Source organism: Paenibacillus cellulositrophicus (genome assembly GCF_009363095.1).
GTDB lineage: Bacteria > Bacillota > Bacilli > Paenibacillales > Paenibacillaceae > Paenibacillus_AQ > Paenibacillus_AQ favisporus.
This window is the reverse complement of sequence record NZ_CP045295.1, coordinates 1,944,805-1,970,702: the sequence shown is the minus strand read 5'-3', so window position 1 is coordinate 1,970,702 and position 25,898 is coordinate 1,944,805. Positions and strand designations below refer to the sequence as shown.

Here is a 25,898-nt window from a genome sequence, read left to right as displayed (position 1 = left end):
GAGAGTGAGCAGGCATGGCAACATCTAATATTATTATCGTGGGCGGCGGTCTGGCAGGTCTGATGGCCACCATCAAGGCAGCGGAAGCAGGCGTCCATGTTCACTTGTTTTCTTTGGTTCCGGTCAAAAGATCGCACTCCGTGTGCGCGCAGGGCGGCATCAACGGTGCCGTCAATACGAAGGGCGAGGGCGACTCGCCATGGGTTCACTTCGACGATACCGTGTACGGCGGGGACTTCCTGGCCAACCAGCCGCCGGTCAAAGCGATGTGCGAGGCGGCGCCTGGCATCATCCACTTGATGGACCGGATGGGCGTTATGTTCAACCGTACGCCGGAAGGACTGCTCGATTTCCGACGTTTCGGGGGAACGAAGCATCACCGTACGGCGTTTGCCGGTGCAACGACTGGACAGCAGCTGCTGTACGCGCTCGACGAGCAGGTGCGCCGCCACGAAACGGAAGGCCTCGTCACGAAGCATGAGCACTGGGAATTCCTGCAGGCGGTCATCGACGACGAAGGCATCTGCCGCGGCATCTGCGCGCAGGATTTGCGCACCATGGAGATTCACACGTTCCAGGCTGACGCGGTTATTCTCGCCAGCGGCGGACCGGGGATCATTTTCGGCAAAACGACCAACTCGGTCATCAATACCGGTACCGCGGCCAGTGCCGTGTACCAGCAGGGCGTTCATTACGCCAACGGCGAATTTATCCAAATTCACCCGACAGCGATTCCGGGCGACGACAAGCTGCGCCTGATGTCCGAATCGGCCCGCGGTGAAGGCGGACGGATCTGGACGTACAAAGACGGCAAGCCTTGGTACTTCCTTGAAGAGAAATATCCGGCCTACGGCAACCTGGTGCCGCGTGACATTGCGACCCGCGAAATTTTCGACGTGTGCGTCAATCAGGGGCTCGGCGTCAACGGGGAGAACATGGTGTACCTCGACCTGTCTCATAAAGATCCGAAAGAGCTGGACGTCAAGCTTGGCGGCATTATCGAAATCTATGAAAAATTCGTCGGCGACGATCCGCGCAAGCTTCCGATGAAGATCTTCCCGGCGGTTCACTATTCCATGGGCGGCATGTGGGTCGATTACAACCAAATGACCAACATTCCAGGCCTGTTCGCAGCAGGCGAATGCGATTACCAATACCACGGGGCAAACCGTCTTGGAGCCAACTCGCTCGTATCGGCGATCTTCGGCGGCATGGTGGCCGGACCGAAAGCCGTGGAATACATTAAGGGAATGAAAAAATCCTCAGCTGATGTATCTTCAAGCGTATACGAACGCTATAAGAAGCAGCAGACGGACAAATACGAAGGCATCCTGAAAATGAACGGCACGGAAAATGCGTACGGGCTGCATAAGGAGCTCGGCGATATCATGACCGCCAATATGACCGTGGTCCGTTACAATAAAAAGCTGGAAGAAACGATCGCCAAAATCAAGGAACTGAAGCAGCGCTACAAAAACATCAACGTCAACGACACGTCGCGCTGGAACAATCCGGGCGCTTCGTTTACCCGCCAGCTGTGGAACATGCTGGAACTGGCCGAGGCGATGACGCTTGGGGCGCTGCTCCGCAACGAGAGCCGCGGGGCTCACTACAAGCCGGATTTCCCGGACCGCAACGACGAGGAGTTCCTCAAGACGACCAAAGCGACGTGGACACCGGATGGCCCGCAAATTTCTTATGAAGCAGTGGATGTATCGCTGATCCCTCCACGGATCCGCGACTACTCCAAAGACAAGTAAAGAAGGGGGATTTGACATGGCGGAAGCAACTGCATCTTCCAAAAAAGTGAAGTTTATGATAACCCGTCAGGACGGCCCGGACGCTGCTGCCTATACCGAGGAGTTCGAGCTTCCGTACCGCCCGGGGATGAACGTGATCAGCGCGCTGATGGAAATTCAGCGCAACCCGGTCAACGCCAAAGGCGAAAAGATCGCCCCGGTATGTTGGGAATCCAACTGTCTGGAAGAGGTGTGCGGCGCGTGCTCGATGGTGATCAACGGCAAGCCGCGCCAAGCGTGTGCGGCGCTGATCGATAAGCTGGAACAGCCGATCCGGATTCAACCGATGAAGACGTTCCCGGTCGTACGCGACCTCGTCATCGACCGCAGCCGGATGTTCACCGCGCTCAAGCGGGTGAAAGCCTGGATTCCGATCGACGGCACGTACGATCTTGGCCCTGGACCACGGATGCCAGAGAAGAAGCGTCAGTGGGCTTATGAGCTGTCCAAGTGCATGACCTGCGGCGTCTGCCTGGAGTCCTGCCCGAACGTAAACGACAAGACCGACTTTATCGGTCCGGCGGCGATTTCCCAGGTTCGCCTGTTCAACTCCCACCCAACGGGTGAAATGAACAAGGAAGAACGCCTGGAAGCGCTGATGCAGGACGGCGGCATCGAAGGCTGCGGCAACTCGCAAAACTGCGTGCGCTCCTGTCCGAAAGGCATTCCGTTGACCACGTCGATCGCGGAAATGAACAAGCAAACCACCAAGCACATGTTCAAGCAGTGGCTGGGTGTATAAATTAACGTTAACCATCATCCCCTTGTCAGCGAACAGCTTTTCGCCGGCAAGGGGATTTTTGGTATGCAGCGGGATGCGTCCAACCTTTGTGGCAGGGGTAATCTAACCATAAAGACTTCTAAAACTTTACAGGCAGAAGACGTGCAGTGAGAATGGAGGAGGATGGCTCATGTCTTGGTGGATGTGGGTGCTCAATATTTCTGGTTTGATTGTCCTGATTGCGGTGTTTTACGGATTGGAGAAAAAATGGACGAGCAAGGCGATCCTGCTGGGCCCAATCCTCATTTATGTGCTGGTCTCCCTGGAAGACCTGATCGGCTGGATCGATCTTTCCCGGGTTGTCCCGGGAACAGGCGGGATGCGGGCCTTGATTCTGATCTTCTGTCTGAGCTCGGTCATCTTCTATGTGCTGTATATTTTCAACCGGATTGCGGAGTCTGCCCTGAAAAAGGAAGTGCAGCTCAAAACCGTCATTACGCGCATCAGCATGGCCACGTTAACGTGCATCCTCTTTTTTACCGTTATCTACACGTCGATTTACAAGCTCTTTGGCCATAACAGCTTCGACGGCAAAAATATCGGCAACGATTTGCTGAGCCAGCTGATTTCTTTCTTATATTTTAGCGTCGCAACCTTTGCGACCGTCGGTTACGGGGATATCACGCCTGTCGATAACACCTCCAGAGGTGCCGTCGTGATGGAGATCGCCTTCAGTTTTATTACGGTTGCCTACGCAATGTCGTTGCTCAGCGTGTTCCGTAAAATTTTCAAAGAAGGCCCGGATGGCGCAGGTCAGGAGGAAGTGTAAACTATCCCCCGCACCATGCCCGGACTTCGCGCATAACCGTTCGTTGTATCCTTTGAACAGCAGCGTTTGTCCCAGGCCAGCGCACCGCTTCCGGCGGAGTGATCCGCACTGCTGGAAGAGCGGCGGCCTGAAGGATATAATAGGGGAAAGTCCTATTCTATTCCAATACAGGAGGCCGCCTGCATGAAAAATACGCCGCATCCGGGAACAGGAAATCGGCAGGATGCAGCCCAGCCGGAGCTGCCCGGCAGCCGGCTCACCCGCAGGCAATTTTTGAAGCGCGGCGTAGCCCTAGCGGCCGGAGCGGGACTGCTGACAGGGGCCTATGCGTGGTTGTGGGAGCCGCAGCAGCTGGATACCGTGTACCGGACCCAGGTATGTCCGCGGCTGCCGGCGGCTTTTCACAACTTGAAAGTCGTCCATTTCAGCGATGCCCACCTCGGGTTTCACACCCGAAAGAAGCACATCGAGCATCTGATCGCGGCCATTCGCAGGGAAGCTCCCGAGCTGATCTGCTTTACCGGCGATATCATTGATTCGAGTGCGGAGGCGATGAACGAGTATATTCCGCTGCTCGCTTCGATCGATGCCCCTTTAGGCAAATTTGCGGTGCTGGGCAACCACGATTTTTGGGGAGGAAGCGGCAAGGATGTGAGCCAAAGGCTGCAGGTGGCCGGCTTTCGGGTCCTGCAGAACAGCAGCCAGCTCCTGAACCGCGGCGGACAGTCCATCGCGGTGGTCGGCTTGGATGACTGGCTGCATGGATTTCCCGATCCGCAGAAGGGAAGATCCGGCATTCCGGACGACATGTTCACCTTACTCTTGATGCATGAACCGGATTACGCAGGTAACGCGCCGCCCTGTTTCCTTTCGATCTGCAGCTGTCCGGACACAGCCATGGCGGACAGGTGCGTCTGCCCCTGCTCGGTGCGTTGATGACGCCTCCGGGATCCAAACGGTACGTCATGGGCATGTACGAAGTGGGGGAACGCCGAATGCCGCTGTATGTCAACCGGGGGATCGGGGAGACCCACCTTCCCGTCCGCTTGTTATGCAAGCCGGAGCTTACCGTCTTCACCCTGCAGTCTGGCGCTCGTTAGACAAGCTGGCAACGATTCGAATCAAACTAAGGGAATCAAGCGAAGGAAGGGGAAAAGAGCGTGCTGAATGAGGACACACGAACGCCGATGCCCTTGCTTACGGGCAGCCGTCTGATGATGAAACCGATCGAACCGCAGGACGCGCCGAGGCTGCTGGATATCCTGGCAGACCCCCAGGTGATCAAATACGTGACCCAGAGCTCCTTCTTCAGCTTTGCCCGCTCGCGGCGCATCGCCTCGGAGCTGCTGAGCACCGGCCGCAGGGACTCGCTGCACATGGGCATTTGGCTTCATGACGAGCACGAGCTGGCCGGCGTGGTGTCGATGCAGCATTGGCGTGAGGAGAAGCGCGATGCCATGATCGGCTATATGCTCGACAAAGCGTACTGGGGCAGGGGGATCGCCACCGAAGCGCTCGGCTTGATGCTGAACTATGCCTTCACCGAGCTGAAACTGCTGCATATCGAGGGCAGATGCCATGCGGTCAACACGGCGTCGGCCAGGGTCATGCAAAAAAACGGAATGCAGCTCAGCCGTACCTTTCAGCATAGACGCATGTTTTTCGCCGCACCGATCGAGATGATGGTGTACGCTCATACCGACCGTACCTATGATGAATACCGGAAGGGGCTGCAGCTTCAGGCAAACGAGGAGAATGCGCCAAATCTGCAATCATATGAAATCAGGTAAGATTTGTAACATAAATGAAATATTGCTGTTATGGGACTCTAACAGAGACCGGGTAAACTTATTCACATGACCCCCTTTTTGAAAATATAAATGATGTTCTGGGACCCGGATCGTGCGGGTTCATTTTTTTTGCCCAAAAAAAGAGGCTCCCTCAGAGGGGAACCACCTTTTTGTCTTTGCCCTTGAAATACACCCATTCCCGGAATCCGATGTCCTTCAGGCGCCGGGCTACTTCGTCCCGCTCGTCTCCAACCCTTCCAGGAACATGAGCGTCCGAGCCGAAAGTGACGTCTACGCCGAAGTGGAGCGCCCGCTCAAGGATGGCGTCCGCCGGGTACCAGCCGCCGCTGAGCTTCGTTTTGCCCGATGTATTGATTTCGATCGCGATTCCGCACTCGGCAATGGTCTGCAGCGTTTCGTCAATGATCTCATCGGCGGGTATGTCGGAGAAGGCCGGGAAGTTGCCTTTCATCGCGTCAATATGCCCAAGAATTTGGAACATGCCGCTCCGGGCGGAGTCCTGGATCAGCCGGTAATACTCCTCCTTTACGCGGATGCGCTCCTGTTCGGACAGCCCCTTCCAGCGGTTTTTGTTAAAGATGCTTACGCCGCCAACGCTATGTACCGAGCCGATGATGTAGTCAAACGGAACATCGGCAAGAACCTTCCTGTATGTTTCGGCATGCTCCGGAAAAAAGTCGGATTCGATGCCGAGCAGCACGTCGATGCGCCCCTCGTATTCTTTTTTCAAATCAAGCACTTCCCGCACATAATGCTGAAGCTCCGATTTGCCCATGGCGATGCGTGGAAACGCCCGGTCCTCTTGCTCGCCAAAATAAGGGGTGTGGTCCGAAATGCCGATGACTTGAAGCCCGGCCTCCAGCGCCGCTTCCACGTAATCCCGGATATTGCCGTCGGCGTGCCCGCAGCGGAAGTGATGGGTATGCAAATCGAATTTCATATCGTACTCCTCCTTGTCAATAATCGTTGGAATCAAAGGTCTGCGGCGAGGTTACTCCGAGCTGATGAAGTTCGTTTCCGGCATGCCTTTCAGGTCGCTCAAAAATTGCTGCATGGCTGAGTTCAGGTATTTGCCGGACTTGTAAATGACGCCGACGGGATGGCTCACTTCCAGTTCGGTCAACGGTATGATCTTCAGTGTGCCGAGGCGGAGCTCGCTCGCGACCGACTGTTTGGACATGATCGCCGCGCCGAGGTCGATTTCGACCATCCGCTTGATTTCTTCACTGCTGGACAATTCCATGACGACATTGGGCTCGATTCCGTGCTTTTTTAAAATATCATCGGCAAACCGTCTGCCCACCGTATCGGGTGACAGCAGGATGAGGGGCGTTTCCCGGAGGACATCGATCGTGACGGCCGTCTTCCGGGCAAGCGGATGGCGCGGGGAGACGATCAGCTCAAACGTGTCATAGTACAGAACCGACGTCATCAAATTGGGGTTGCGTTCGATCAGATAACCCAGGCCCACATCAATCTGTCCGTTCTCCACGCTGGTGTAAATCTGGGATGAAGCCATGGACATGATGGAGGTTTTGATGAGTGGAAACTGGTTCTGGAAGTAAGAAAGGACTCTGGGTAAAATTTGTATGGCTATCGAAGTGGTGGTTCCGAGCACGATGTGTCCCTGCGGTGTTTGATCCAGGTCGTACAGGCGCTCCTTCAGCTCTTCCACAATCGCTAGAATCCGTTCGGCATGGCTGAGAAACACTTCTCCGCGGTCGGTCAGCGTGACGGGCTGATTCCGGTCCACGAGCACCGTCTTGAACTCGTCCTCCAGACTTTTGATCTGGGCAGACACAGCCGGCTGGGTCAAGTTGAGCAGCTCTCCGGCTTTGCGGAAGCTCATGGTTTTCGAGATGGTAATCAGGGTCTCCAATTGGCTAATGTTCATGCATTTCCTCCTTCGGCGTTGATGCCTGCCGTCAAGCAGATCAGTTCGAACAAGTGTATCCTTTCATTATATGGGATTCCGGAAGTCAGGGCAACGCGGGCGGATGCAGCCGGTGATTCGTTTATTTTTAGAAAAAGCAATCTACAAAATTCGCCACGGTCTTCAAAATTGCTCCGGAAGTACCGATATAGATAAAGGGAATCATCCCGGTTTTCTTTCTTAAATAGGAAAGTCGGTGGATATATAAGGGTATTTATACCCTGGATTGAAGACGTTTCATGAATTTTTCGTGATTTATTCCAGGGTTTAAAGTATAATTATTCCAATGGTAATGGGACTTTTGGGACATGTCCCAACCCGTTGTGAAAGGGGCAGTAATTACATATGAAGGCTGAAGTCATTAATCCTTTTCTGGAGTCCGCCCGGACCGTCATTGAACAATTGATTCAGGTTACCCCTTCTACAGGCAGCCTCGGGGTGAAGAATATGGAGATCATCGAGGATCACATCTGGATTCAAATCGGGATGACAGGACAGCTTTCCGGCAACATCGTGTTCGGAATTCAAGAGCATGTAGCGCTGCGGATGGTGTCCGTGATGATGGGCGGTTACATTCTGACGGAAATGGACGAAATGGGCCAGAGCGCCATCTCCGAACTTGGTAATATGATCAGCGGCAATGCCAGCACGATTTTGTCCAACCAAGGGGTCACGGTCGACATTACGCCTCCGAGAGTGATGAAGAGCGAGCACATCGAGTCGTTCCTTCCGCAAAAGGCGCTCAGCATTCCGCTGCTCATGGAAGGAATCGGCGAACTGGATATTCAGGTCATGATATCTTAAAATATCAGCAAGGAATAACGGCAGGAAGCACAAGCGTTACGTTTGCTGATCCCTGGGCATGATGCTGGTCCGCTGTGAGCATGCGGGCGACGTTATCCTACAGAAGTGGGAAATGGCGGGAACAAGCTCTGGACGGCGCTGCTGCGCTGATTCGGGGTGTTCCGGCTTGTTTTCCTATAGGAGGACGAGAAGCCATGTTAAAGGACAAAGTCGTCGTGATCACCGGGGCGTCGAGCGGGATCGGGGCCTTGACGGCGAAGCTGGCCGCAGCGGAAGGCGCGGTGACGGTGCTGACCGCCAGGTCGGAGCAGCGCCTGCAGGAAGCAGCTGAGGGCATGACGGGATCCTTCGAACTGCGGGCCATGGATGTGACCCGGGAGGACCAGGTGAGCACCACGATGCAAGACATTATACATAAGTACGGCCATATTGACATTTTGCTGAACAATGCGGGCTACGGCAAGTTTGAGACGATTACGGACATGCCTGCCCGGGAGTTCGGACAGATGATGGACGTCAACTATATGGGCACGGTCCGGTGCACCAAGGCGGTGCTGCCGTCAATGCTTCAGCGCAAAGCGGGACATATCATCAATGTGGCGTCGATGGCGGGGAAAATCGGAACGGCCAAATCCACGGCGTACACGGCCACGAAGCATGCCGTTCTCGGCTTCAGCAACGCTCTCCGGCAGGAGCTGCGGGAATCGGGCATTCGGGTGTCGTCGATCAATCCAGGTCCGATCGATACGCCGTTTTTTGACATTGCAGACCCGTCGGGTGGATATGTCAGCAACGTGAAATGGCTGATGATGACGCCTGAACATGTAGCCCGCAAAATCGTCAAGGTGATGCATACCGGGAAGGAAGAAATGAACCTGCCGGGGAAAGCGGCGGTCGCCATGCGCCTGTACCAGATGTTTCCTAGACTGGCGGACCGGCTGACCTACCGGATCATGAACCGGAAGTGATACGCCTTCTGATCTCTATAAATAGGCTGGCTCCCATAAGGGGCCGGCTTATTTTTTACGCCTGCAGAATTTTGCGGTGAGTCCGATACTTGCATTTGGTGGGATGGCGCTTTTGGCATATAATGATAAAGAATGACTTAAAACATAAAGGATGAACGATTTCATGAACCCGACTTCTTTTGAAGCAACAGGTATTGACCGAGTATGGATAGACAAGCTGGCCGAGTACGGCATAACGGAGCCTTCGCCGGTCCAGGCGCAGGCCATTCCTGCGGTGCTGCGCGGAGCGGATGTGCTCGCCCGCTCGCAGACGGGAACCGGCAAAACGCTGGCCTACCTTCTGCCGGTACTGCAGACCATCGATCCGGAGCTGAAGGCAACCCAGAAGCTTATTCTTGCGCCGACCCAGGAACTGGCGATGCAGATTGTACGCGAAGGCGAAAAATACGGGGAAGCTCGCGAGATCGGCGTGCTTGGGCTGATCGGCGGGGCCGCGGTCAAGCGCCAGGTGGAGAAGCTGCGGCTGCATCCCCAGCTTGTCGTCGGAACTCCCGGCAGAGTCCGCGAGCTGATCGAGATGCGCAAGCTGAAGATGCATCACGTCTCGACCATCGTGGTGGACGAGGTCGACCAGGTATTTCAGCTCGGCGGCGCCGGAGACGTCGACCGGATATTGAGCAGCGCACTGCGTGACCGGCAGCTGGTATTCCTGTCGGCCACGGTCAGCGAGAGCACGGCGGCGCTGGTCAAACGGGAGATGCGCAGCCCGGTCGAAATCGGCATCGACCCGGACCAGACGACCGCGCCGGGACTGGAGCATTTGTATGTGGTGGCCGAGGAACGCGACCGGGTCGACATGCTGCGGCGCCTTATCCGCCAGTACAACCCGCAGCGGGCGATCGTCTTCGTCAATCAGACCGAATCGATCGCCGAGGTGGAGGCGAAGCTGACCCATTTGGGCATCGCGGCGGAGGGATTGTACGGAGACGCGGACAAACTGGCGCGCAGCCGGGTGCTGGGCGGCTTCCGGCACGGCAGGTTCAAAGTGCTCGTGGCAAGCGACGTGGCGGCGCGCGGGCTTGATATCGAAGGGCTCGAACTCGTCATCAACTTCGACCCGGCGCCTGACGCCGAGCACTATGTGCACCGTGCCGGACGGACGGGCCGGATGGGGCGCAGCGGGCGCGTCATTTCGATTGTGACGGACCGCCAGACCTTTATTATGCGGAAGTTTGCAGGAGAGCTCGGCATCTCTCTCGAGCCGCGCGTGCTGTACGCCGGCAAAGTGCTGTCGCCGGAGCAGTTTGCGGCCCGGAAGGGGGAGCCGTCAGGTCAGCCCCATCAGCGCCAGGTTCGGCCACCCGGGAGCCAAGGAGGCATGGCGGAAGTGCGCGACGGCCGGGAACCGTCCCGGCAGGGCGGTGAGCCTTTCAAGGGCGGCAAACCGGCGGCCCGCCAGAGCCAAAGCGAACGGGAGCGCATCCGCAAGAACAAGGGCGCCCCGAAATGGTTGAAAAATAAACCTCCCCGGCCTTAATCGGCGAGCGGGAGGCAAGTACGGATGGATTCTCCCGTGCGGACGCGCCCCTGGTTGTTCCGCCCGGGAATTGAATGAGGTGAAGAGTTGATGAGTGATACGGCTGTGCTGGATATTCAAGGCCTCATCGGTGGTTACAGCCTGAACCGCCCGGTGCTGCACGATATTTCGTTTCAGGTCGGGTCCGGCGAGATGGTCGGCCTGATCGGATTGAACGGGGCCGGCAAAAGCACGACAATGAAGCATATTCTCGGATTAATGCATCCGCAAAAGGGTGACATCCGCGTGAAGGGCAAGAAGCGGGAGGAAGACGCCGGGACCTACCACGGGGCGCTTGCCTTCGTTCCGGAATCTCCGCTGCTCTATGACGAGATGACCGTCAGGGAGCATTTGGAGTTTACCGCAAGAGCGTACGGCGTTGACCGCCAGGACTACGAAGAGCGGGCGGACCGGTTGTCACGCATCTTCCGGATGCAGGACAAGATGGACAGCTTGTCCACGCACTTATCCAAGGGGATGCGGCAGAAGGTCATGATCATGTGCGCGTTCGTGGCCCGGCCTTCCCTGTACATCATCGACGAGCCGTTCCTTGGCCTGGATCCGCTCGGCATCCGCTCCCTTCTTGATTTTATGGTCGAGCTCAAAGAAGGCGGGTCGTCGATCCTGCTGAGTTCCCATATTTTATCGACGATCGAAAATTACTGTGACCGCTTTATCGTTCTCCACCAGGGACGCGTGATCGCGCAGGGGACGCTGGAGGACATCGCCGCGCAGGCCGGCAGACCGGGACTGCCGCTGGAGGAGCTGTTCTATACTCTCGTGCAGGGCAGGGATTGAATGATGGACTTGAAAAAACTTCGGATGGAGCGGCGCGGCCGCTTCTGGGGGGAAGTCACCCCTTATCTCGGCTACGTGATCCAAAGCGGTGTGGCCGTGCTGCTGCTGTTTATGCTGATTGCTTTTGCGGCGTGGTACACGTCGCTCGTTCAGCATATTCCAGCCGGGCTGCCGATTCGCTGGATTATGCTGATCCTGTTCGTGCCGCTGACGGTAAACAGCAGCTTCCGGACGTACTTGCAGCCGGCGGACACAGTGTTTCTGCTGCCGCAGGAGTCCAGGATGAACGACTATTTCAAGGCAGGCTGGACCAGCGGCGTCGTTTATAAACTTATCGGCCTTGCCCTGGTCTTCATCCTGTCCTGGCCGCTGTATGTACGCAGTGATGCGGATCCCAAGTCCTTCTGGCCGTTTCTGCTCCTCCTGTTTGCCTTGAAGATTCTGGCTTCCTACGGCTGCTGGAAGGAGCTGCGGATGGTTTCCCGTCGGGCATCTGCAGGTTACCGTCTGCTGCGTTACGTCGTGCTGATTCTTGCGGTTGGCGCCTGGCTGTGGCAGCCGGAGTGGCGGAGCCTTCTGTTTATCGTGCTGCTGGCGCTGACCTATATCGCCGCGCTGCGCATTCCGGCCAAGCACTTGGTGGCCTGGGAGAAGCTGATTGCCGCGGAGAAGACGCACAGCGCCCGCGTTATGCAGATCCTCGGCTGGTTCGTTAACGTTCCAGGCAGGCAGCAGCGCGTCTATCCGCGCAGGTGGATGTCCTGGGCGGGGAACCGGGTTCCCTGGAAGCCGGAGGCAGCGTACCGCTATTTAATTACGAAGAGCTTTGTCCGCAGTGATGTATTCAGCATCGTGATCCGGGCAGGCATCCTCGCAGCGCTCCTCGTATGGTGGACCCGGCAAGGGCTGCTCGGGAGCGGGATTTACCTGTTTTTCGTATTCGTGATCGGCGTTCAGCTGTCCTCGCTGCTGCGCTACCACCAGGAATCCTTCTGGCTGCACATTTATCCGGTGCCGCCTGCATCACGCAAGCAGAACGCCGTTAATCTGGCGTTTCAAATTCAGCTGGTTGTAGCTGTATTGATCTGGCTGCCCATGCTGGGTGCGGGGAGCGGCCGAATCGGACCGATGCTGCTGACGCTGCTTGGCGGGGGCGTGATCAGCGTGCTGTTCCGATATTTTCAGTCCCGGAAGGGCAAAAGTGATGACGATGACGATGATGATGAATAGACAAGCGAAAAAAGACCGGGAATAGGCTCCCGGTCTTTTTGTGCATCTGTCCAAACTGCCGAGAGCTCAGCAGTTTGGACGGATGCGATTTGCCTGTTTACTTTTTCGATTATAACCAGAAAGAACGAGTGATGATGACCAAGAGGATGAAGAGAACCAGGATGGCGCCTGTGTTGCCAAACAATCCGTGGCAATGTCCATATCCGTATCCATATCCGCCTCTTACTTCTTCGCTCATTGTGCATTCCCCTTTACAGTGGTTTGTTTTTCGTTACACCGTATCCTATGTCTAGGGGGGCTGCTGTGCTTGGGCAATCACCCGTTCTTTCCCAAAAAAATAGGTTGTTGATGGTAGCCCGATAATTGGTACTTCCGTGCTTATTTCCGCTGCAGATCCTGAACGCCCTGATAGATCAAATCGAACAGGTCTTCGAGATATTCCTCGTCGATGCAGGAAAACGCGATGCGCAGGTCATGCTCGCCGAGGGCGATGGTGCCGACTCCGTATTGGTGGATCAAGTGGCTGCGCAGCTCCTCGGCCGACACGCCTTTCAGCTTCAGGCACATGAAATATCCGGAATTAAACGGATAGTACTCCCACACATCACCGTACTTGCCGCTGTCCAGCAGCGATTTCACTTTGTTGGCGCGGCCTTTCATAATGTGGAATTTCTCTTCCTTCTGGGCCGCGAAATCAGGCGACTTCAGCGCGTCCAGCACGAAGGTCTGGGAAGGATGGGGGCCGCTGGAAATCGTCGCGCGAATGATGCCAAGTGTCTTTTGCTCGAGGGCGGCGAGCACGTTGGTATCTTGGGAAGCGTAGGTGATGAAGCCGACGCGGAATCCCCAGACGAACTCCTCTTTGGTGGCACCGTCGACTTTAACGGCCAGCACGCGCGGATGGATATCCGCCAATTTGCCGAACAGCGACTCTTTGAGGGAGTCCTCAAAGAAAAGGCCGAAATAGGCATCGTCCGTAACCGCCACGACATTGATGCCGGCTTCGGCGGCTTCCTTGATGGCAGCGACGATGGCTTCGCCTTCCGCCGGACCCGGGGTGTAGCCCGTCGGATTGTTCGGGAAATTGAGCAGCACGACGGCTTTGCCTTTGTCCTTCTGGGCCAGCAGGGCTTCGCGAAGTCCGTCACTGTTGAAGGTCATGTCCCCGGTGAACAGTGGATAATTGACCAGTTCGCCATGGCGGCGGATGCCGAAGGTCAGCTCGTAGTTCTCCCAGTTTTTGTCCGGATAAATCACGGCGTCCCCTTCGTCCACGAACAGATCGGCCACGATACTAAGCCCGTGGGTCAGGGCGTTCGTCACGATCGGGCTGCTGACGGTTTTGCCCGCGAGCGACGGGTTTTCTTCGATCATTTTTGCCAGCCAGGCAGCGCGCAAATCGGGTTTGCCTGCGGGCGGTGCGTATGGGTACAGGTCCTTCGGCGCAAACGCGGACAGCTTCTCCTGGATAGCAGCCAGATGCATCGGGATGCCCTGTTCGGTCGCAATACCGATCGTTGCGTTATATTTTTTGGCATGGCTGGTCGCTTCCGCGGATTGGCTCAGTATGCCTTCCTTCGGAAAATAGATTTCCTGACCGAGCTTGGACAACATTTCGTACACATGCGCGTTGCCGGCTTTCAAACTTTCGTTCAACTGTGCAGCGAGTGGGTTTAACATGGTTTCCATCCTTCCAAATCTGTGTAATGATAGGCTTTTGCAAGGTATATGCCATTTTAACTGCCTAACATTATATCACCTGTGATGAGAGCCGTCACGGAAAAAGGAAAAGGATGGTTGTGCTGTGAAAAAGGCTCTCTAAGGCGCTTCCTGAGCGATGCCGCTTTACTCTTCTTCAGAATAGGGATCCGGGGCCAAGGTTTGCTGCATATGAGGGCAAGCGCTGCTGCGTATCAGCTCCATCGTCTCCCGATCTTTGCCGCGGTCTCTGGCATCCAGACCCTGCAGTACCTGTTCCCTTTTGTCTTCCGTCAAATTTTGCCCAAACTTGAACTTCGCAGTGATTCGGTCGGGTGCGATCCGCAGAACGGCGACCCCGCGCAGCCTGGAAGCGTATTTGGGGTTGGCCGCGTCAATGGGGGCGTATCCACCCTCGGGCTGGAGCTTGTTCATAAACAGGGTAAAGGCGGCTGCTTTCTCTTCCAGGTCCTGTACGATTTCGACCCTTCCCGATGCGGTCACGCTCTTGAAATACGAAGTGGCGGGGCAGGCCATCAGAGGGTCGGTAAAGTAGGAAGGAATGATCGCATATTCCTCCGCGACGCTGAAGCTCACCGCAGGATTGGCGGCGAGGTGGTCCATTTTTTCGCCGAAACGGCTGCCATGCATGTAGAACATGCCTTGATGATACACATAGTTGATCGGAGTCACCCGGGGATGTCCGTCCTCTCCGAGGGTTCCCAGGAAGCCAAAGCTCATCTCGGACAAAAACGCCTCGATTTCTTCCTCACGCGTCACTTCAAATTCATTTCTTCTCATTGGTTTTCTCCTCCTTGATGCATTGCTTGCCGATCGGCGGTTATCGCTGCGGTGACAACAGCATAACGGGAATATTGACAAGGAAAAAGGTCCAATTTAGAGTATTTTTTATAGTCCATTTTGCTGGTGCTTGAGACGATAAGAGGTCACGGGAGGAAAAATACGTTTGTTGAATCTGGTTTTTTCCACAGCAATGGAAGGGAGGACGGCATGGAGATATCCCTGCATCTGGAAACTTATATTGAGAAACACCGCTACAAGTACCTCGCGCTGTATCACGCTCTGAGAGACGCCATCATGGAGGGGCGGCTGCCTGGAGGAACGAAGCTGCCTTCGACCCGCGAGCTGGCGGATCAATACGGCTTGTCGAGAGGATCGGCCGCCTTAGGCTACGATATGCTGGTGTCAGAAGGCTATGTCCTCAGCGAAGTGGGCCGGGGGACCTTCGTGGCTCAAGCGGGACCTGCGCCAACCGCAGGGGGGGATCTGGCAGCCGCTCCGCTTGCCCTATCCCGCTGGGGAGAGCGGCTGCTTGAGCTCCCGCCAATCCCGAGATCCGGCGGCGGCAAGGCTCCCCCCGGTATCGACTTGGGGGGAGGCGGGATGAGCATGGAGCTGTTTCCCTATGCGGAGTGGCGCAGCGCCATGACCTATGCAGGAGGCCGGGGCGGAGAGGATATGCAGCGCGGGGCTGATCCCGCCGGGGACCTTGGCCTGCGGCAGGCACTCGCCGCCCACCTGCGCGTCACGCGGGGAATTCATACCGATCCGGAGCAAATCGTGCTCTTCAGCGGATCGATGCAGGGCATTACCCTTCTCTTTCAGCTGCTGCTGAATGAAGGCGAGGCGGCCGTGCTTGAAGATCCGTGCTATTCGGGAATCATCCGGGCGGCAGCTGCCTGCGGAGCGGAGGTGATTCCGGCTGAGGTCGATGTCCACGGCATCCGTCTGTCCGATTGGAACGCCCGCCTTGTACTGGTGACGCCGAGCCGCCAGTACCCGACCGGCGCCGTCCTGACGCTGGAGCGGCGCCGGCAACTGCTGGACTGGGCGGAGCGGCATCAGGCGGTCATCCTGGAGGACGATTACGACAGCGAGTTCCGCTTCGGCGGCAGGCCGATCGAGCCGCTGAAGACGCTGGATACGCGGGATCGAGTCATTTATATCGGCTCCTTCTCGAAGACGATGTTTGCCGGGCTGCGCCTGGGTTACGCCATCGTCCCCCAATCGCTCGTGGATGCGGTGCTGCGGGCCAAAACGCTGTACGAGCCGCTGACGACAGGGCTGCTTGAACAGCGGGCGCTTGCCCGGTTTATGGCCCGCGGCGATTATGGCCGGCATCTCCGCCGGCTTACGCGGATCTATGGTGCCCGTCACCGCCATTTCTGCACCCGGATGCAGGAGAAGGCGGGGCATCTGTTCTCGCTGATGCCTGGGGATTCCGGCCTGCATGTGTATGCTTATTGGCTGCAACCGCCGGAAGCTTTTGCAGCCTTTACAGCCGCAGCAGCGGCTCGTGGCGTAACGTTCAGGGACGCGTCCGGCTACAGGTTCCAGCCGGGACCGCCGGCCGCCTTTTTCAGCTATGCCCGATGGGATGAGCGGCAGCTGGAGGAGGGGGTTGACCGGCTGGCCGCGGCATGGGAGGATATCCGGCATGGTATGAACGGGTAAGCGAAGCAAGCATCGCAACCGCTTGCGGTTATTAACTGTGCTGTAAGCATTGGGAGAAGGCGAGATTTTGGACAGGCCTAAAGGGGGCGGTAAACCCGGCGGAGTCTCAGGGGATATGGGCCGGATGTGCAAAAACCGCGTTGAAATAGTATCATAGGGAGGAAAGATATGAGTCTATGATATAGGGGGGAATGACGACATGCTGCACGCATCGCCGTCATCTTTTGAAATATTGCCGTCCCTCGCCAAAATTGTGTGCGAGCCTGGATGGAAATGGCAGAAGCGCGAGAAGGCGCTGGAAAATTACGATTTATTTTATGTATGGAGCGGGGAAGGGACCGTCATCCGGAATGACGAACCGTATGAGGTCGGCAAGGGGAGCTGCTTCCTGTTCAGGCCCGGCGACCACACGAGCGCCACGCACAACCCGCAGAAGCCGCTCGTTCTGACTTACAGCCACTTTCGGGTGTCCGAGCCTGTGACGGATATTCCGCTGCCGTACCGGAAGCTGACGGAAACCGTTGACTTTGAATACATGCTTGCCCGTTACGTCAGGCTGTTTCTTGTGAACACCTTTGCCGCCCAGGAAGAGGGGCAGCTCATCCTGAAGCAGCTGATGATCCATCTGCTCCGGCACGACCGGCAGCAGCCGGAGGAGAAGAAGGTCAGCAACCAGCTGACCGAAGTGATCCACGAGATCGCCAATTACATTCAGCAGCATCCCGGCTTACCGCACCGGGTCGAGGATCTGGCCGCCCGCGCCGGGTTGTCGCCGCGGTATTTCTCGATCAAATTCAAGGAGCTGATCGGCTCACCCGTTCAATCCTACATTATCCGGACGCGGATCGACCGGGCGCAGCATCTGCTCCTGCATGCCGGCATGAACGTCACGGAGGTGGCCGATGCGCTCGGATACCGCGACATTTTTTTCTTCAGCCGGCAATTCAAGCAGTATACGGGCAAGAATCCGTCCGAAATCCGGTAATTGTTTCCTGCTGTTTCGCGGTCTTCCCCTTTCGGGTAATAAGCTTCAAGCTTGCAAATGCACCGAATAAACGAAGGGAGGAAAGAATCGGATGAGCAGACGGCGGATTCGCAGGCGTGACGGGTATGCCGCAGCTGCGGCGGCGCGGGGGAAATGCCGTAACCGGATGCGCCGGTTCAGACCGGTCAGCATCATGAGCGACGTATGGTTTTAACCCCACTCGTTAACCTTTTTTTATGAACTTCATCACACATGATATAAATGATGTCTTAAGAGCAGCGCGGGATGCCAGCCCGCCGCTGCTTTTTTGTGTGCGCATCATTAGTTTGGAATGGTCTATAGCACCGGTTACGCGGAGAATGCGGTTCGCGGTTGCGCTCTCCCCCGGCCTGCCGGCTTATGGTATGCTGTGGGAGCAAGGTGTTAAGCAGAGGATGGAGGATAGCGAAATGAATGAAGCATTCGGAGCAAATTCGGAGGACAACCTGCGCCTCCTGCTGGTTCAGGCAGAGCAGGTGCTGATGTCCGCCCTGGAGAAGTTTGGCATTAAGGAGGAGCAAGCGGAATTTATTCAAATTTCAGACCATATTACGTACCGGGTGAGCGCGCGGTCCGGCGGCAAATTTTTGCTGCGGATCCATCCGGTGTCGGCCGACGTACCGGCCATCCGATCGGAAATGATGTGGCTGAATTGGCTTTCTTCCCAAGGCCTGCCGGTTCCGGAGGGCGTAGCGGACCAGGAAGGGAATACCGTGGCGATTTGCGAGGCGGACCGGAGTCAGGGCTGGCCGGTGACGCTGCTGCGCTGGATCGAAGGGGAGCAGGCGGAGGACGGCCTCGATGACAGGCAGGTGTACCGGATGGGCCTGCTTATGGCCAGGCTCCACCAGGCTGCACAGAGCTTTATTCCGCCGGAAGGGTTCGTCAGACCCGAATGGGGGGCTGCGAGCCTGACAGAAGATATGCAGCGGCTGGAACGGCGGCACCGCGCCTTTCTGAGTTCCGATGAATGGGCGCTTTATGTACAGGCGGCGGACCTAATTAAAGGGCGGATCGTCGCATGGCCTCCGGGCCCTTCCCGGTACGGTATGATCCATGCGGATCTCCACGAAGGGAACGTTGTATTCAAGGACGGGGAACCTTGCCCTATCGATTTTGGCCGCTGTGGGTTCGGTTATTATGCATACGACTTGGCGCAGGCGCTCATCGGTCTGTACCCGGCACAGCGGAGCATGCTGCTGGACGGGTACGAAAGCATGCGACTTCTTCCGAAGGAGAGCGTGTCCATGCTGGAAACCTTTTTCCTGCAGGCGGTCCTGGAGAATCAGGCGTTTCACACCGGCAATCCGCAGGAAATTCCGTCGCTGAAGGAACAGAAGGGATATATTCTGTCCGCGATCCGCAGCTACTTGGCGGAAGAGCCGTTTTTGTTTCCGGCGAAATAACATCTGAACGGGAGTGGAGCGCAATTGGGAGGACATGATGAGCGGCCGGTCGTGCTGGTCACAGGCGGTTCCAGCGGCTTCGGGCTGCTGGCCAGCGTGGAGCTGGCTGCCTCCGGATACACGGTTTTTGCCGGCATGCGAAGGCCGGAAGCGAGCGGGGAGCTGATGGACGCTGCGCAGACGGCGGGGGTCAGAGAGCATATTCTCGTGGTTAGGCTAGATGTGACGGACGGGGGACAGGTGCTTGAGGCCGTATCGGGCATCCTGAAATCACACGGACGCATTGACGTGCTTGTGAACAATGCAGGCACCGCATACGGAGGAATGATCGAGGAGATTCCGATGGACGTGTGGAAGGCGCAGCTGGAAACGAATTTCTTCGGGATGGTTGCGGTCACCCAGGCCGTTCTTCCCGCGATGAGGGAGGCCCATCAGGGAACAATCATTCAGATCAGCAGCGTCAGCGGGGCTGTCGGATTTCCCGGCTTTGGCCCCTACGTCTCGTCAAAGTTTGCTGTAGAGGGATTTAGCGAATGCCTTGCCCTGGAAATGCGGCCATTCGGCGTCGATGTTGTGATAGTGGAGCCGGGTTCGTACGGAACGGCCATTTGGGACAAAGGATTTGCGCAGATGAGCGCCGCGGAGCGGTCCCCCTACGAGCGGATGCTGAACCAGGTGATGGCCTTTTCCCGTGACAACGCCGGCCAGCGCGGCGATCCGGCCGATGTGGCCCGGCTGATCGCGAGAATCGCGCGTATGAACAAGCCGGCATTCCGCTATGCGCTGCCTGCCGGCACACGCTGGACGATGAAGGCCAAGCAGCTGCTTCCGGGCCGGTGGTTTCAGCGGATTATGCTCGCGCTCCTAAGCAAAAAAGGCTGAGCCGGATTCGCTTCCGGTTCAGCCTTTATGCGGGTGCAGCTGACCGAGCAGCTGGCCCATGCGGACATGATCTCCGGTCCGGAGGTCTGTCCGCGGGGTGAACGCGCCGTCCTGGATCAGCAGCACGACGGTCGAACCGAACTCGAAATAGGCGAGCGGATCGCCGTTACGCCAGGAATTGGCGGTTTCGTCGTCGTAGCGGATGCTGCTGACATTCATGGCGCCGACTTTGACGACCGCGACTTCTCCCAGGGCTCCCTTGATATACGTTATCAGCCTCTCATTGCGGCACAGCACGGATTTCATCTGGGTCATGCCAAAATCATTGACCGGGTAGCATCGTCCCTTGATATGCTCGCTCTCCACCTTCACGCCTGTGATTGGAGAGTGGATCCGGTGGTAGTCGGTAGGGCTGAGGTACAGCACAAAGACATAGCCATGTTTATATAACTCCAGGTGGGGAGAAAAATTAAGCAGCTCCGCCACCGAATAATCCTGCCCTTTCACGTTCAGAATCGTGCCTGAGGTGATTTCACTCATTGCGGTGATCTTGGCGTCGACGGGGCTCGTGAGTACGTGCTCGCCTTCGTGAACGGGACGCATGCCGGGCTTCAGCCGCCGCGAAAAAAATTCGTTGAGTGTGCGGTATTCATAGATTTCTTTCTCCGCTTCATGCGCCGGGATCTGATAGCTTTTGATAAAAGTAGGGATGATCCCTCTGCTGAGCCGGCTGTGCGAGAAGCGTCCCATCATGGAAGAGAGCCACTTTCGCGAGGAGAGCTCTGTCATGAGCCGCAGTAATTTCTTTGTCATGCCTAATCTCCCTTCCATACGTGCCTGTAGCACTCTGAATATATTGACATAGAACGGCTATCAAATCAATATGCAACCAATGCTGGAAACCGCCCCGGAGAAAAATGGTATTGCCAATCCTTCGAGGATCATGTATTTTGGAATCAATACGGGCCCGATGCCGACTCATCGCGGCGAGGTGCCTGTTACACGGAATCGAACCCAAGCTTCTCATCGCTTTGGACGGCGATAGCTCCGGGACCAGGAGGCGGCGATGCCGAGCCTTGTGTTCATCTGTGTACATATGGGAATACGGGAGCTCGAGCGAATCGGGCTGAGAGTGCAGCTAATGAACCGCTGCTGACCGGGAATCTGATCTGGATAATGCCAGCGTAGAGAATTCAAGTCCTTTTATGGGCTTATTTGACGATCTCCCTCGCTTATCCAGGGGGTTTTTTTATTGCCCAACTTTGGAAAAAGAAAGGATGTTGTCAAATGAACAGCAGTACGATGCAGATGGATCGGCCGAAGGGGCTGAAGCTCAGCGACCTGCTCGTGACGATTCTGCTCTCCCTCGTGATCGGGGTGGTGTACCATTTTTGGGGTTCGGTGAACGACTTGTTCAAGCCGTTGTTCTTCCAAGCGGATGAGCTGATGTACGGCATGTGGTTCCTCGCTTCGACGCTTGCCGCGCTGCTGATCCGCAAGCCCGGCGTAGCCCTCCTGGCCGAGGTTGCCGCGGCTCACGTAGAAATTCTGTTCGGCAGTGAATGGGGCCTTCAGCTGGCGATTTACGGCGTGGCGCAAGGTCTTGCCGCGGAGCTGATCTTCGCCCTGTTCCGTTACCGCAAATTCTCCATGGGGGTAGCGGCGCTGGCCGGTATGGCTTCGGGATTGGGATCATTCCTGGTGGATGTGTACTACGGCTACGTCACGGACTATACGACATGGATGATCGTGTTCAAGTACGTGATGCGGTTAATCAGCTCGGCGGTGCTGGCAGGGTACCTGGCGTACGCCCTGACCAAAGCGCTGGAAGCAACCGGAGTAACCCAGCTGCTCCGGCCGGTGACAGCCAAGGATTATGAAGCGCTCGATCATGACTGAGACTAACCGGGGTGTCGTGACGATGCAGCATTCGGCGGTGCATGAGACGGGTCAAGGAGCGGATCAAAGGAGCGGGCAAATTGCCGTTTCGGTAACGGACCTGCGCCTGAAGTTTCCGGGTGAGAAGGCGTTCGTGTTCAAGGATGTTTCCCTGTCCGTGCCGGCCGGGGAAAAGGTGCTTCTGCTCGGCCCAAGCGGATGCGGGAAATCGACGCTGCTGCAGGTGCTCGGCGGGTTGATTCCGGCGGTCATTGACGTTCCGCTCAAATATGCGGACATCCGGAAGCCCCGCTCGGGCGGGTATGTTTTTCAGGACCCGGATACCCAGTTCTGCATGCCGTATGTCGATGAGGAGCTGGCGTTTGTGCTGGAGAACCGCCAAGTAGCCAGGGAGGATATGGTGCCGCGGATGCAGGAGGCGCTCGGCCGGGTCGGCCTGGACCTTGAAGAGCTGCACACTCCGATTGAACGGCTGTCCCTGGGGATGAAGCAGCGGCTCGCGCTCGCTTCGGTCCTACTGCTGGAACCGGAGGTGCTCTTGCTGGATGAGCCCTCGGCGCTGCTGGACCCCGAGGGGAGACAGCAAATTTGGGAGGCGGTTCGCGGTGTATCGGCCGGACGGACCGTGCTGATCGTCGAGCACCGGATCGAAGAAATCGTGAATTGGGTCGACCGGATCGTTCTGTTCGCGCCGGACGGAAGCATTCTGGCCGACGGCAAGCCGGCCGAAATCTTCACGGCGTACCGCAGAGTTCTTCAGGAAAATGGCATTTGGTATCCCGGCGTTTGGGAGGATTACATCCGTCACCGGGATACATGGAACAGCGGCCTGTTGCAATCCCCGCAGCAAGGTGCGGACTTGGCGGCGCCGGTCCTCTCCTTGCGGGGATTTGTCGGCCTCCGCGGAGATGCACCGGCGATCATGGTGGAAGAGGCGGAGGTATATGCCGGCGATTTTGTGGCCGTTGTCGGTCCTAACGGGGCGGGGAAAAGCTCCTTGCTGCTGAGCCTGATGCAGCTTCTTCCGACAGCCGGCAGCTACGTGCTGGAAGGCAGGCCGCTGCAGGGAAGGGGCAGGAAGCGGACCTGCCCTTCGGACCGGATCGGGTTCGTGTTTCAGAACCCGGAGTTTCAGTTTGTTGCCCAGACAGTACTGGAGGAGACGGCCTTTTCCCTTCACATGCAGGGCGGCATGTCGCGGGCTGAGGTGGAGCGTAAAGCGGAAGACTGCCTTAAGACATTTCATTTGCACGGCTTGGAGAACCGGCACCCGTATCAGCTCTCGACCGGACAGAAACGCAGGCTGAGCGTTGCCACCGCGGCGGTGCGCCGCCAGGCGGTGCTGCTGCTGGATGAACCGACGTTCGGGCAGGATGCCCGCAACGCCTTTGCCATCCTGGAATACTGCGAAGCGCTTCGCCGCAGCGGCACGGCGATCATTATGGTGACGCATGAGCGAGAAATCGCTGAGCTGGCCGCTACCCAGGTATGGGAAATCCAAGGCGGAAGCCTGACGGCGATAAAGCCCGGGAGGCGGAGGCTTGAAGGAGATGGCGCAGCTTCGGATGCGCAGGAGGAGGTGAGCGGATGAACCGGTTTTTGACTCCGAGCCGTCATACCTGGCTGCACCGGGCGAATCCCTCGCTGAAGCTCGCCGTGCTGATCATGTTGTTTATCGTTACGATTCAGACGCGAAGCATTGATTTTGCCGTCTATCAGGCCGCGGTCTACATCGCCCTCCTGTTTCTGCTCAGCGGTTATCCGGCATGGAAGGTGGCGCTGCTCGTTCTCTCCTTCAGCCTCGTATTCGTCTCTTCATCCCTGACGATGATCCTTTTCGGGAAAGGGGATCACGTCTGGTGGCAGTGGGGGCTGTTCCGCGTATCCGAGGAAAGCTTCTACCGCGGGCTGCACCTGGGATTCCGGGCGATTGCCTTTGCGGCAGAAGGACTGCTCTTCGTCATGACCACACCGTCCGTCAAGCTGTTCTATTCGCTGATGCAAAATTTTCGACTTCCCCCCAAATTCGCATACAGCTTCATGGCGTCGATCCGGCTGCTGTCCATCGTATGGGAGGAGTTTCTCATCCGCAGGCAGGCGCTGCGGATCCGCGGCGTACGGACAGGCCGGGGGCCGAGGGGCCTCCTTGAGCATGTCCGGCTGTATGCGGTGCCGCTGCTGTCGCAGAGCATCCGCCGGGCGCACCGCGTAGCCGTGGCAATGGAAGCGAAGCAGTTCAGCGGGTCGGGGCGCAGAACGTACTATTATCCGTCGGCTTTCAGCTGGTATGACGGGCTGGCGGTTCTCATGTTCGTCATTGCCCTAGCGGCTGCATACTATGCGGCCGCTGCTCTTCCCTGGTTCGGCATCGAAGATGTCAGGTACCATGGACAAGGTTAAGCCGTATGATAGCTATTAGCCAATGCAGAAAAAACCGAAAAAGCGGCATGAAGCATTTTCGGTCTTTCGTTTAAGCATCTTTTTGTCCGGCATCCGTTGTTTTCCCGGTTTCCCGTTCTGCGTTTTTTACCTGCTTTACCGGATCTCCGGAGGTTGCGCACAATTTATGGCAGACTAACCCGAGATCCGGCTCAAAGTCCTGTGCCGGCGTGCTGCCGATTTACCAAGTACCGGGCATAGGCCATGGGCTCACGATATGTTTTTTTCCAATACTGGGGCATATTGGCGTTTCGGAAGCCGTAACGCTGATCCCGTCCGTTGCATTCAATAAAATACGGCTTGCCGCCCTTAGTGACGCCGATATCCAGGCCAAGGTCCGCCGCAAAAGGCAAATGCTGCTCCAGCTGCCGGACCACGCCGAAGGCGAGCTGATGTACGCTTTCCGAGATTCTGTCCGCAGATAACCCAGGCAGGCTTTCGGCCAGAATTCGTTCGGCCGGGAAAGCCTTGCCGCCTTGAGCGACATTGGAGACGAACATTCGGGATGCGGCGACTTTGGCGTACATTCCCGTCAGGCTCCAGCTGCCGCTAATGCCTCGCTGGATGGAGACGCGAAGGTCATAAGGCCGCTGTTTATATTCCGCCAGTGCGATGCGTTCCTGGACAAGGAAGGGCGCCTGGGAGATCCGGCGCAGCAGGATGCCCGGAAGTTGTTGTCTATTCAAGCGAACCGTCGTCCATCCCAGGGATCGCCCGGTTCGGGCATAAGTAAGATACCAATGCTGGCCGTGGGCGTGAAGGCGCATAATTCCTCTGCCGACGCTGCCCACGCAAGGCTTTAATATCAGATCACGATATCGCCGCATCATTTCCTGGACAGAGGAAGGGGCGGCGATCGTCGTATCGGGAAGATGCTGCGAAAGCAGCGGGTTACTTTCGAGCAAGTGATGAATTTCATCTTTCCCGTACCGATTGTTGGCGTTGAATATCATATATCCGCCGTCTATAAGACGTTGAATTCTATTTTTTGACCGTCCGTCAAAGTAGATGGCCCGGTTATGAATGACCCTTGGCAGCGGAAGCCTGGTGTAAACGTATTTCCCCTCTCTCAGAACAAACGCCGAACATTCATGGCGTTCAATATCAATATCCTGTAGTTTCATATAGCACGGCCTTAAGCCGAACATCCGGGCCGCCTCTTCATAATTGACGAGGGATTCCGCTCCCGTCTTTCCGCCGGGAATTCCCCGGTGCACCGCTGCATTCAGCAGAATTCCAACATCAGAAATCCACACGTTCATCCCTCCCTGGCATTCCGTCATCCCACTTTTTATATATCCTATGCCATAGATTGCTATAAGCAAGGGTCTTTGTCCGTAACGTGCCGCCTATTTTCTCAAACGGTGAAGGATGAATGCACAGAGTAGTTATTGGTGGGCAGGTGACACTCATGAACCTCAGGATGTCCCTCGACCATCGCCCGAACTTCAACCTTTTATCCCTGAATATTTGTGATCCCGTCCTCCCGGATTGTTCTGCCGGAAGCATCCATCCGATTGGCTAGTTCAAAATCGTTACAAAAACCGGGAAATCAGTGACAACGGCCTATTTGTTCGCATATGATGCCCAAGATGCATCCGGTCAG

26 protein-coding genes and 1 riboswitch are annotated in these 25,898 nt (G+C 56.7%); of the genes, 19 read left to right on the top strand and 7 right to left on the bottom strand.

Translation table 11 applies throughout. The features are described from left to right. Positions 1-14: 14 nt before the first annotated feature. The 6 genes from sdhA to GCU45_RS09010 all read left to right on the top strand — a co-directional run bounded on the left by sdhA (position 15) and on the right by GCU45_RS09010 (position 5,139). Positions 15-1,760 carry a succinate dehydrogenase flavoprotein subunit gene (gene sdhA, locus GCU45_RS09030; RefSeq protein ID WP_152398691.1) on the top strand — a complete coding sequence of 582 codons (1,746 nt, stop codon included), beginning with the start codon at positions 15-17 and terminating at the stop codon, positions 1,758-1,760. Positions 1,761-1,776: 16 nt separating this feature from the next. Then, positions 1,777-2,541, top strand: a complete 765-nt coding sequence (gene sdhB, locus GCU45_RS09025; protein WP_145141832.1) for a succinate dehydrogenase iron-sulfur subunit — start codon at positions 1,777-1,779, stop codon at positions 2,539-2,541. 169 nt (positions 2,542-2,710) lie between these two features. After that, positions 2,711-3,349, top strand: coding sequence for an ion channel (locus GCU45_RS09020; protein ID WP_105446083.1), 639 nt, complete (start codon positions 2,711-2,713; stop codon positions 3,347-3,349). Positions 3,350-3,532: 183 nt separating this feature from the next. After that, positions 3,533-4,285, top strand: a complete 753-nt coding sequence (locus GCU45_RS09015) for a metallophosphoesterase (protein ID WP_244364491.1) — start codon at positions 3,533-3,535, stop codon at positions 4,283-4,285. Next, positions 4,285-4,449: a hypothetical protein gene (locus tag GCU45_RS34165; protein WP_244364489.1), complete on the top strand. Its 165-nt coding sequence runs from the start codon at positions 4,285-4,287 to the stop codon at positions 4,447-4,449. Before GCU45_RS09015 ends, GCU45_RS34165 begins: the two co-directional genes overlap by 1 nt. A gap of 60 nt (positions 4,450-4,509) precedes the next feature. Continuing rightward, positions 4,510-5,139 carry a GNAT family N-acetyltransferase gene (locus tag GCU45_RS09010; RefSeq protein WP_152398690.1) on the top strand — a complete coding sequence of 210 codons (630 nt, stop codon included), beginning with the start codon at positions 4,510-4,512 and terminating at the stop codon, positions 5,137-5,139. 151 nt (positions 5,140-5,290) lie between these two features. Here GCU45_RS09010 and GCU45_RS09005 read toward each other — a convergent pair whose 3' ends face one another. Continuing rightward, positions 5,291-6,100, bottom strand: a complete 810-nt coding sequence (locus tag GCU45_RS09005; protein ID WP_152398689.1) for a histidinol-phosphatase — start codon at positions 6,098-6,100, stop codon at positions 5,291-5,293. A 51-nt stretch (positions 6,101-6,151) separates the two neighbouring features. Next, a complete protein-coding gene (locus GCU45_RS09000) occupies positions 6,152-7,054 on the bottom strand; it encodes a LysR family transcriptional regulator (protein WP_076174084.1) in 903 nt (300 codons plus the stop codon). Positions 7,055-7,438: 384 nt separating this feature from the next. Between GCU45_RS09000 and GCU45_RS08995 the strand changes: the two genes are divergently transcribed. The 5 genes from GCU45_RS08995 to GCU45_RS08975 all read left to right on the top strand — a co-directional run bounded on the left by GCU45_RS08995 (position 7,439) and on the right by GCU45_RS08975 (position 12,469). Then, positions 7,439-7,897, top strand: a complete 459-nt coding sequence (locus tag GCU45_RS08995; protein WP_152398688.1) for a chemotaxis protein CheX — start codon at positions 7,439-7,441, stop codon at positions 7,895-7,897. A 194-nt stretch (positions 7,898-8,091) separates the two neighbouring features. Then, positions 8,092-8,865 carry an SDR family NAD(P)-dependent oxidoreductase gene (locus tag GCU45_RS08990; protein ID WP_152398687.1) on the top strand — a complete coding sequence of 258 codons (774 nt, stop codon included), beginning with the start codon at positions 8,092-8,094 and terminating at the stop codon, positions 8,863-8,865. Positions 8,866-9,028: 163 nt separating this feature from the next. Further along, positions 9,029-10,402, top strand: a complete 1,374-nt coding sequence (locus GCU45_RS08985; RefSeq protein WP_152398686.1) for a DEAD/DEAH box helicase — start codon at positions 9,029-9,031, stop codon at positions 10,400-10,402. Positions 10,403-10,492: 90 nt separating this feature from the next. Next, entirely contained in the window at positions 10,493-11,239 is a 747-nt protein-coding gene (locus GCU45_RS08980; protein ID WP_076174092.1) for an ABC transporter ATP-binding protein, read from the top strand. A 3-nt stretch (positions 11,240-11,242) separates the two neighbouring features. Then, positions 11,243-12,469 (top strand): ABC transporter permease, encoded by a 1,227-nt coding sequence (locus tag GCU45_RS08975; protein WP_152402925.1) that lies wholly within the window; start codon positions 11,243-11,245, stop codon positions 12,467-12,469. Between the two features lie 109 nt (positions 12,470-12,578). Here GCU45_RS08975 and GCU45_RS33985 read toward each other — a convergent pair whose 3' ends face one another. From GCU45_RS33985 to GCU45_RS08965, 3 genes are all read right to left on the bottom strand, one after another. Then, positions 12,579-12,707: a YjcZ family sporulation protein gene (locus GCU45_RS33985; protein WP_208629380.1), complete on the bottom strand. Its 129-nt coding sequence runs from the start codon at positions 12,705-12,707 to the stop codon at positions 12,579-12,581. A 140-nt stretch (positions 12,708-12,847) separates the two neighbouring features. Next, positions 12,848-14,149, bottom strand: coding sequence for an aminotransferase class I/II-fold pyridoxal phosphate-dependent enzyme (locus tag GCU45_RS08970; RefSeq protein ID WP_076174093.1), 1,302 nt, complete (start codon positions 14,147-14,149; stop codon positions 12,848-12,850). 165 nt (positions 14,150-14,314) lie between these two features. Next, positions 14,315-14,968: a pyridoxamine 5'-phosphate oxidase family protein gene (locus GCU45_RS08965; protein WP_152398685.1), complete on the bottom strand. Its 654-nt coding sequence runs from the start codon at positions 14,966-14,968 to the stop codon at positions 14,315-14,317. A 210-nt stretch (positions 14,969-15,178) separates the two neighbouring features. Here GCU45_RS08965 and GCU45_RS08960 point away from each other — a divergent pair, with 210 nt between their 5' ends. The 5 genes from GCU45_RS08960 (at position 15,179) to GCU45_RS08945 (ending at position 19,954) form a co-directional block, all read left to right on the top strand. Continuing rightward, positions 15,179-16,642: a MocR-like pyridoxine biosynthesis transcription factor PdxR gene (locus tag GCU45_RS08960; RefSeq protein ID WP_152398684.1), complete on the top strand. Its 1,464-nt coding sequence runs from the start codon at positions 15,179-15,181 to the stop codon at positions 16,640-16,642. A 199-nt stretch (positions 16,643-16,841) separates the two neighbouring features. Next, complete coding sequence (locus GCU45_RS08955) at positions 16,842-17,627, top strand: AraC family transcriptional regulator (RefSeq protein WP_076174099.1); 786 nt, start codon at positions 16,842-16,844, stop codon at positions 17,625-17,627. Positions 17,628-17,718: 91 nt separating this feature from the next. Next, on the top strand, positions 17,719-17,841 hold the full coding sequence (locus GCU45_RS34375; RefSeq protein ID WP_260986968.1) for a hypothetical protein: 123 nt from the start codon (positions 17,719-17,721) through the stop codon (positions 17,839-17,841). A gap of 235 nt (positions 17,842-18,076) precedes the next feature. Beyond that, positions 18,077-19,072 carry a phosphotransferase enzyme family protein gene (locus GCU45_RS08950; protein WP_167527103.1) on the top strand — a complete coding sequence of 332 codons (996 nt, stop codon included), beginning with the start codon at positions 18,077-18,079 and terminating at the stop codon, positions 19,070-19,072. 24 nt (positions 19,073-19,096) lie between these two features. Then, a complete protein-coding gene (locus GCU45_RS08945) occupies positions 19,097-19,954 on the top strand; it encodes an SDR family oxidoreductase (RefSeq protein WP_152398682.1) in 858 nt (285 codons plus the stop codon). Between the two features lie 18 nt (positions 19,955-19,972). Here the strand turns inward: GCU45_RS08945 and asd are convergent, their stop codons facing one another. Further along, entirely contained in the window at positions 19,973-20,767 is a 795-nt protein-coding gene (gene asd, locus GCU45_RS08940; RefSeq protein ID WP_152398681.1) for an archaetidylserine decarboxylase, read from the bottom strand. Positions 20,768-21,048: 281 nt separating this feature from the next. Then, positions 21,049-21,162: riboswitch (TPP riboswitch) on the top strand. Positions 21,163-21,241: 79 nt separating this feature from the next. On the opposite strand from asd, the gene GCU45_RS08935 reads away from it, so the two are divergent. From GCU45_RS08935 to GCU45_RS08925, 3 genes are read left to right on the top strand one after another with little or no spacing between them, the layout of a single operon-like run. Next, positions 21,242-21,853 (top strand): ECF transporter S component, encoded by a 612-nt coding sequence (locus tag GCU45_RS08935; RefSeq protein WP_116234145.1) that lies wholly within the window; start codon positions 21,242-21,244, stop codon positions 21,851-21,853. Further along, a complete protein-coding gene (locus GCU45_RS08930) occupies positions 21,846-23,444 on the top strand; it encodes an ABC transporter ATP-binding protein (RefSeq protein ID WP_244364488.1) in 1,599 nt (532 codons plus the stop codon). The genes GCU45_RS08935 and GCU45_RS08930 overlap by 8 nt, the downstream gene beginning before the upstream one ends. Beyond that, on the top strand, positions 23,441-24,253 hold the full coding sequence (locus GCU45_RS08925; RefSeq protein ID WP_152398680.1) for an energy-coupling factor transporter transmembrane component T family protein: 813 nt from the start codon (positions 23,441-23,443) through the stop codon (positions 24,251-24,253). The genes GCU45_RS08930 and GCU45_RS08925 overlap by 4 nt, the downstream gene beginning before the upstream one ends. Positions 24,254-24,444: 191 nt before the next feature. On the opposite strand, the gene GCU45_RS08920 is transcribed toward GCU45_RS08925, so the two are convergent. Continuing rightward, positions 24,445-25,548: a YheC/YheD family endospore coat-associated protein gene (locus tag GCU45_RS08920; protein WP_244364486.1), complete on the bottom strand. Its 1,104-nt coding sequence runs from the start codon at positions 25,546-25,548 to the stop codon at positions 24,445-24,447. Positions 25,549-25,898 lie beyond the last annotated feature (350 nt).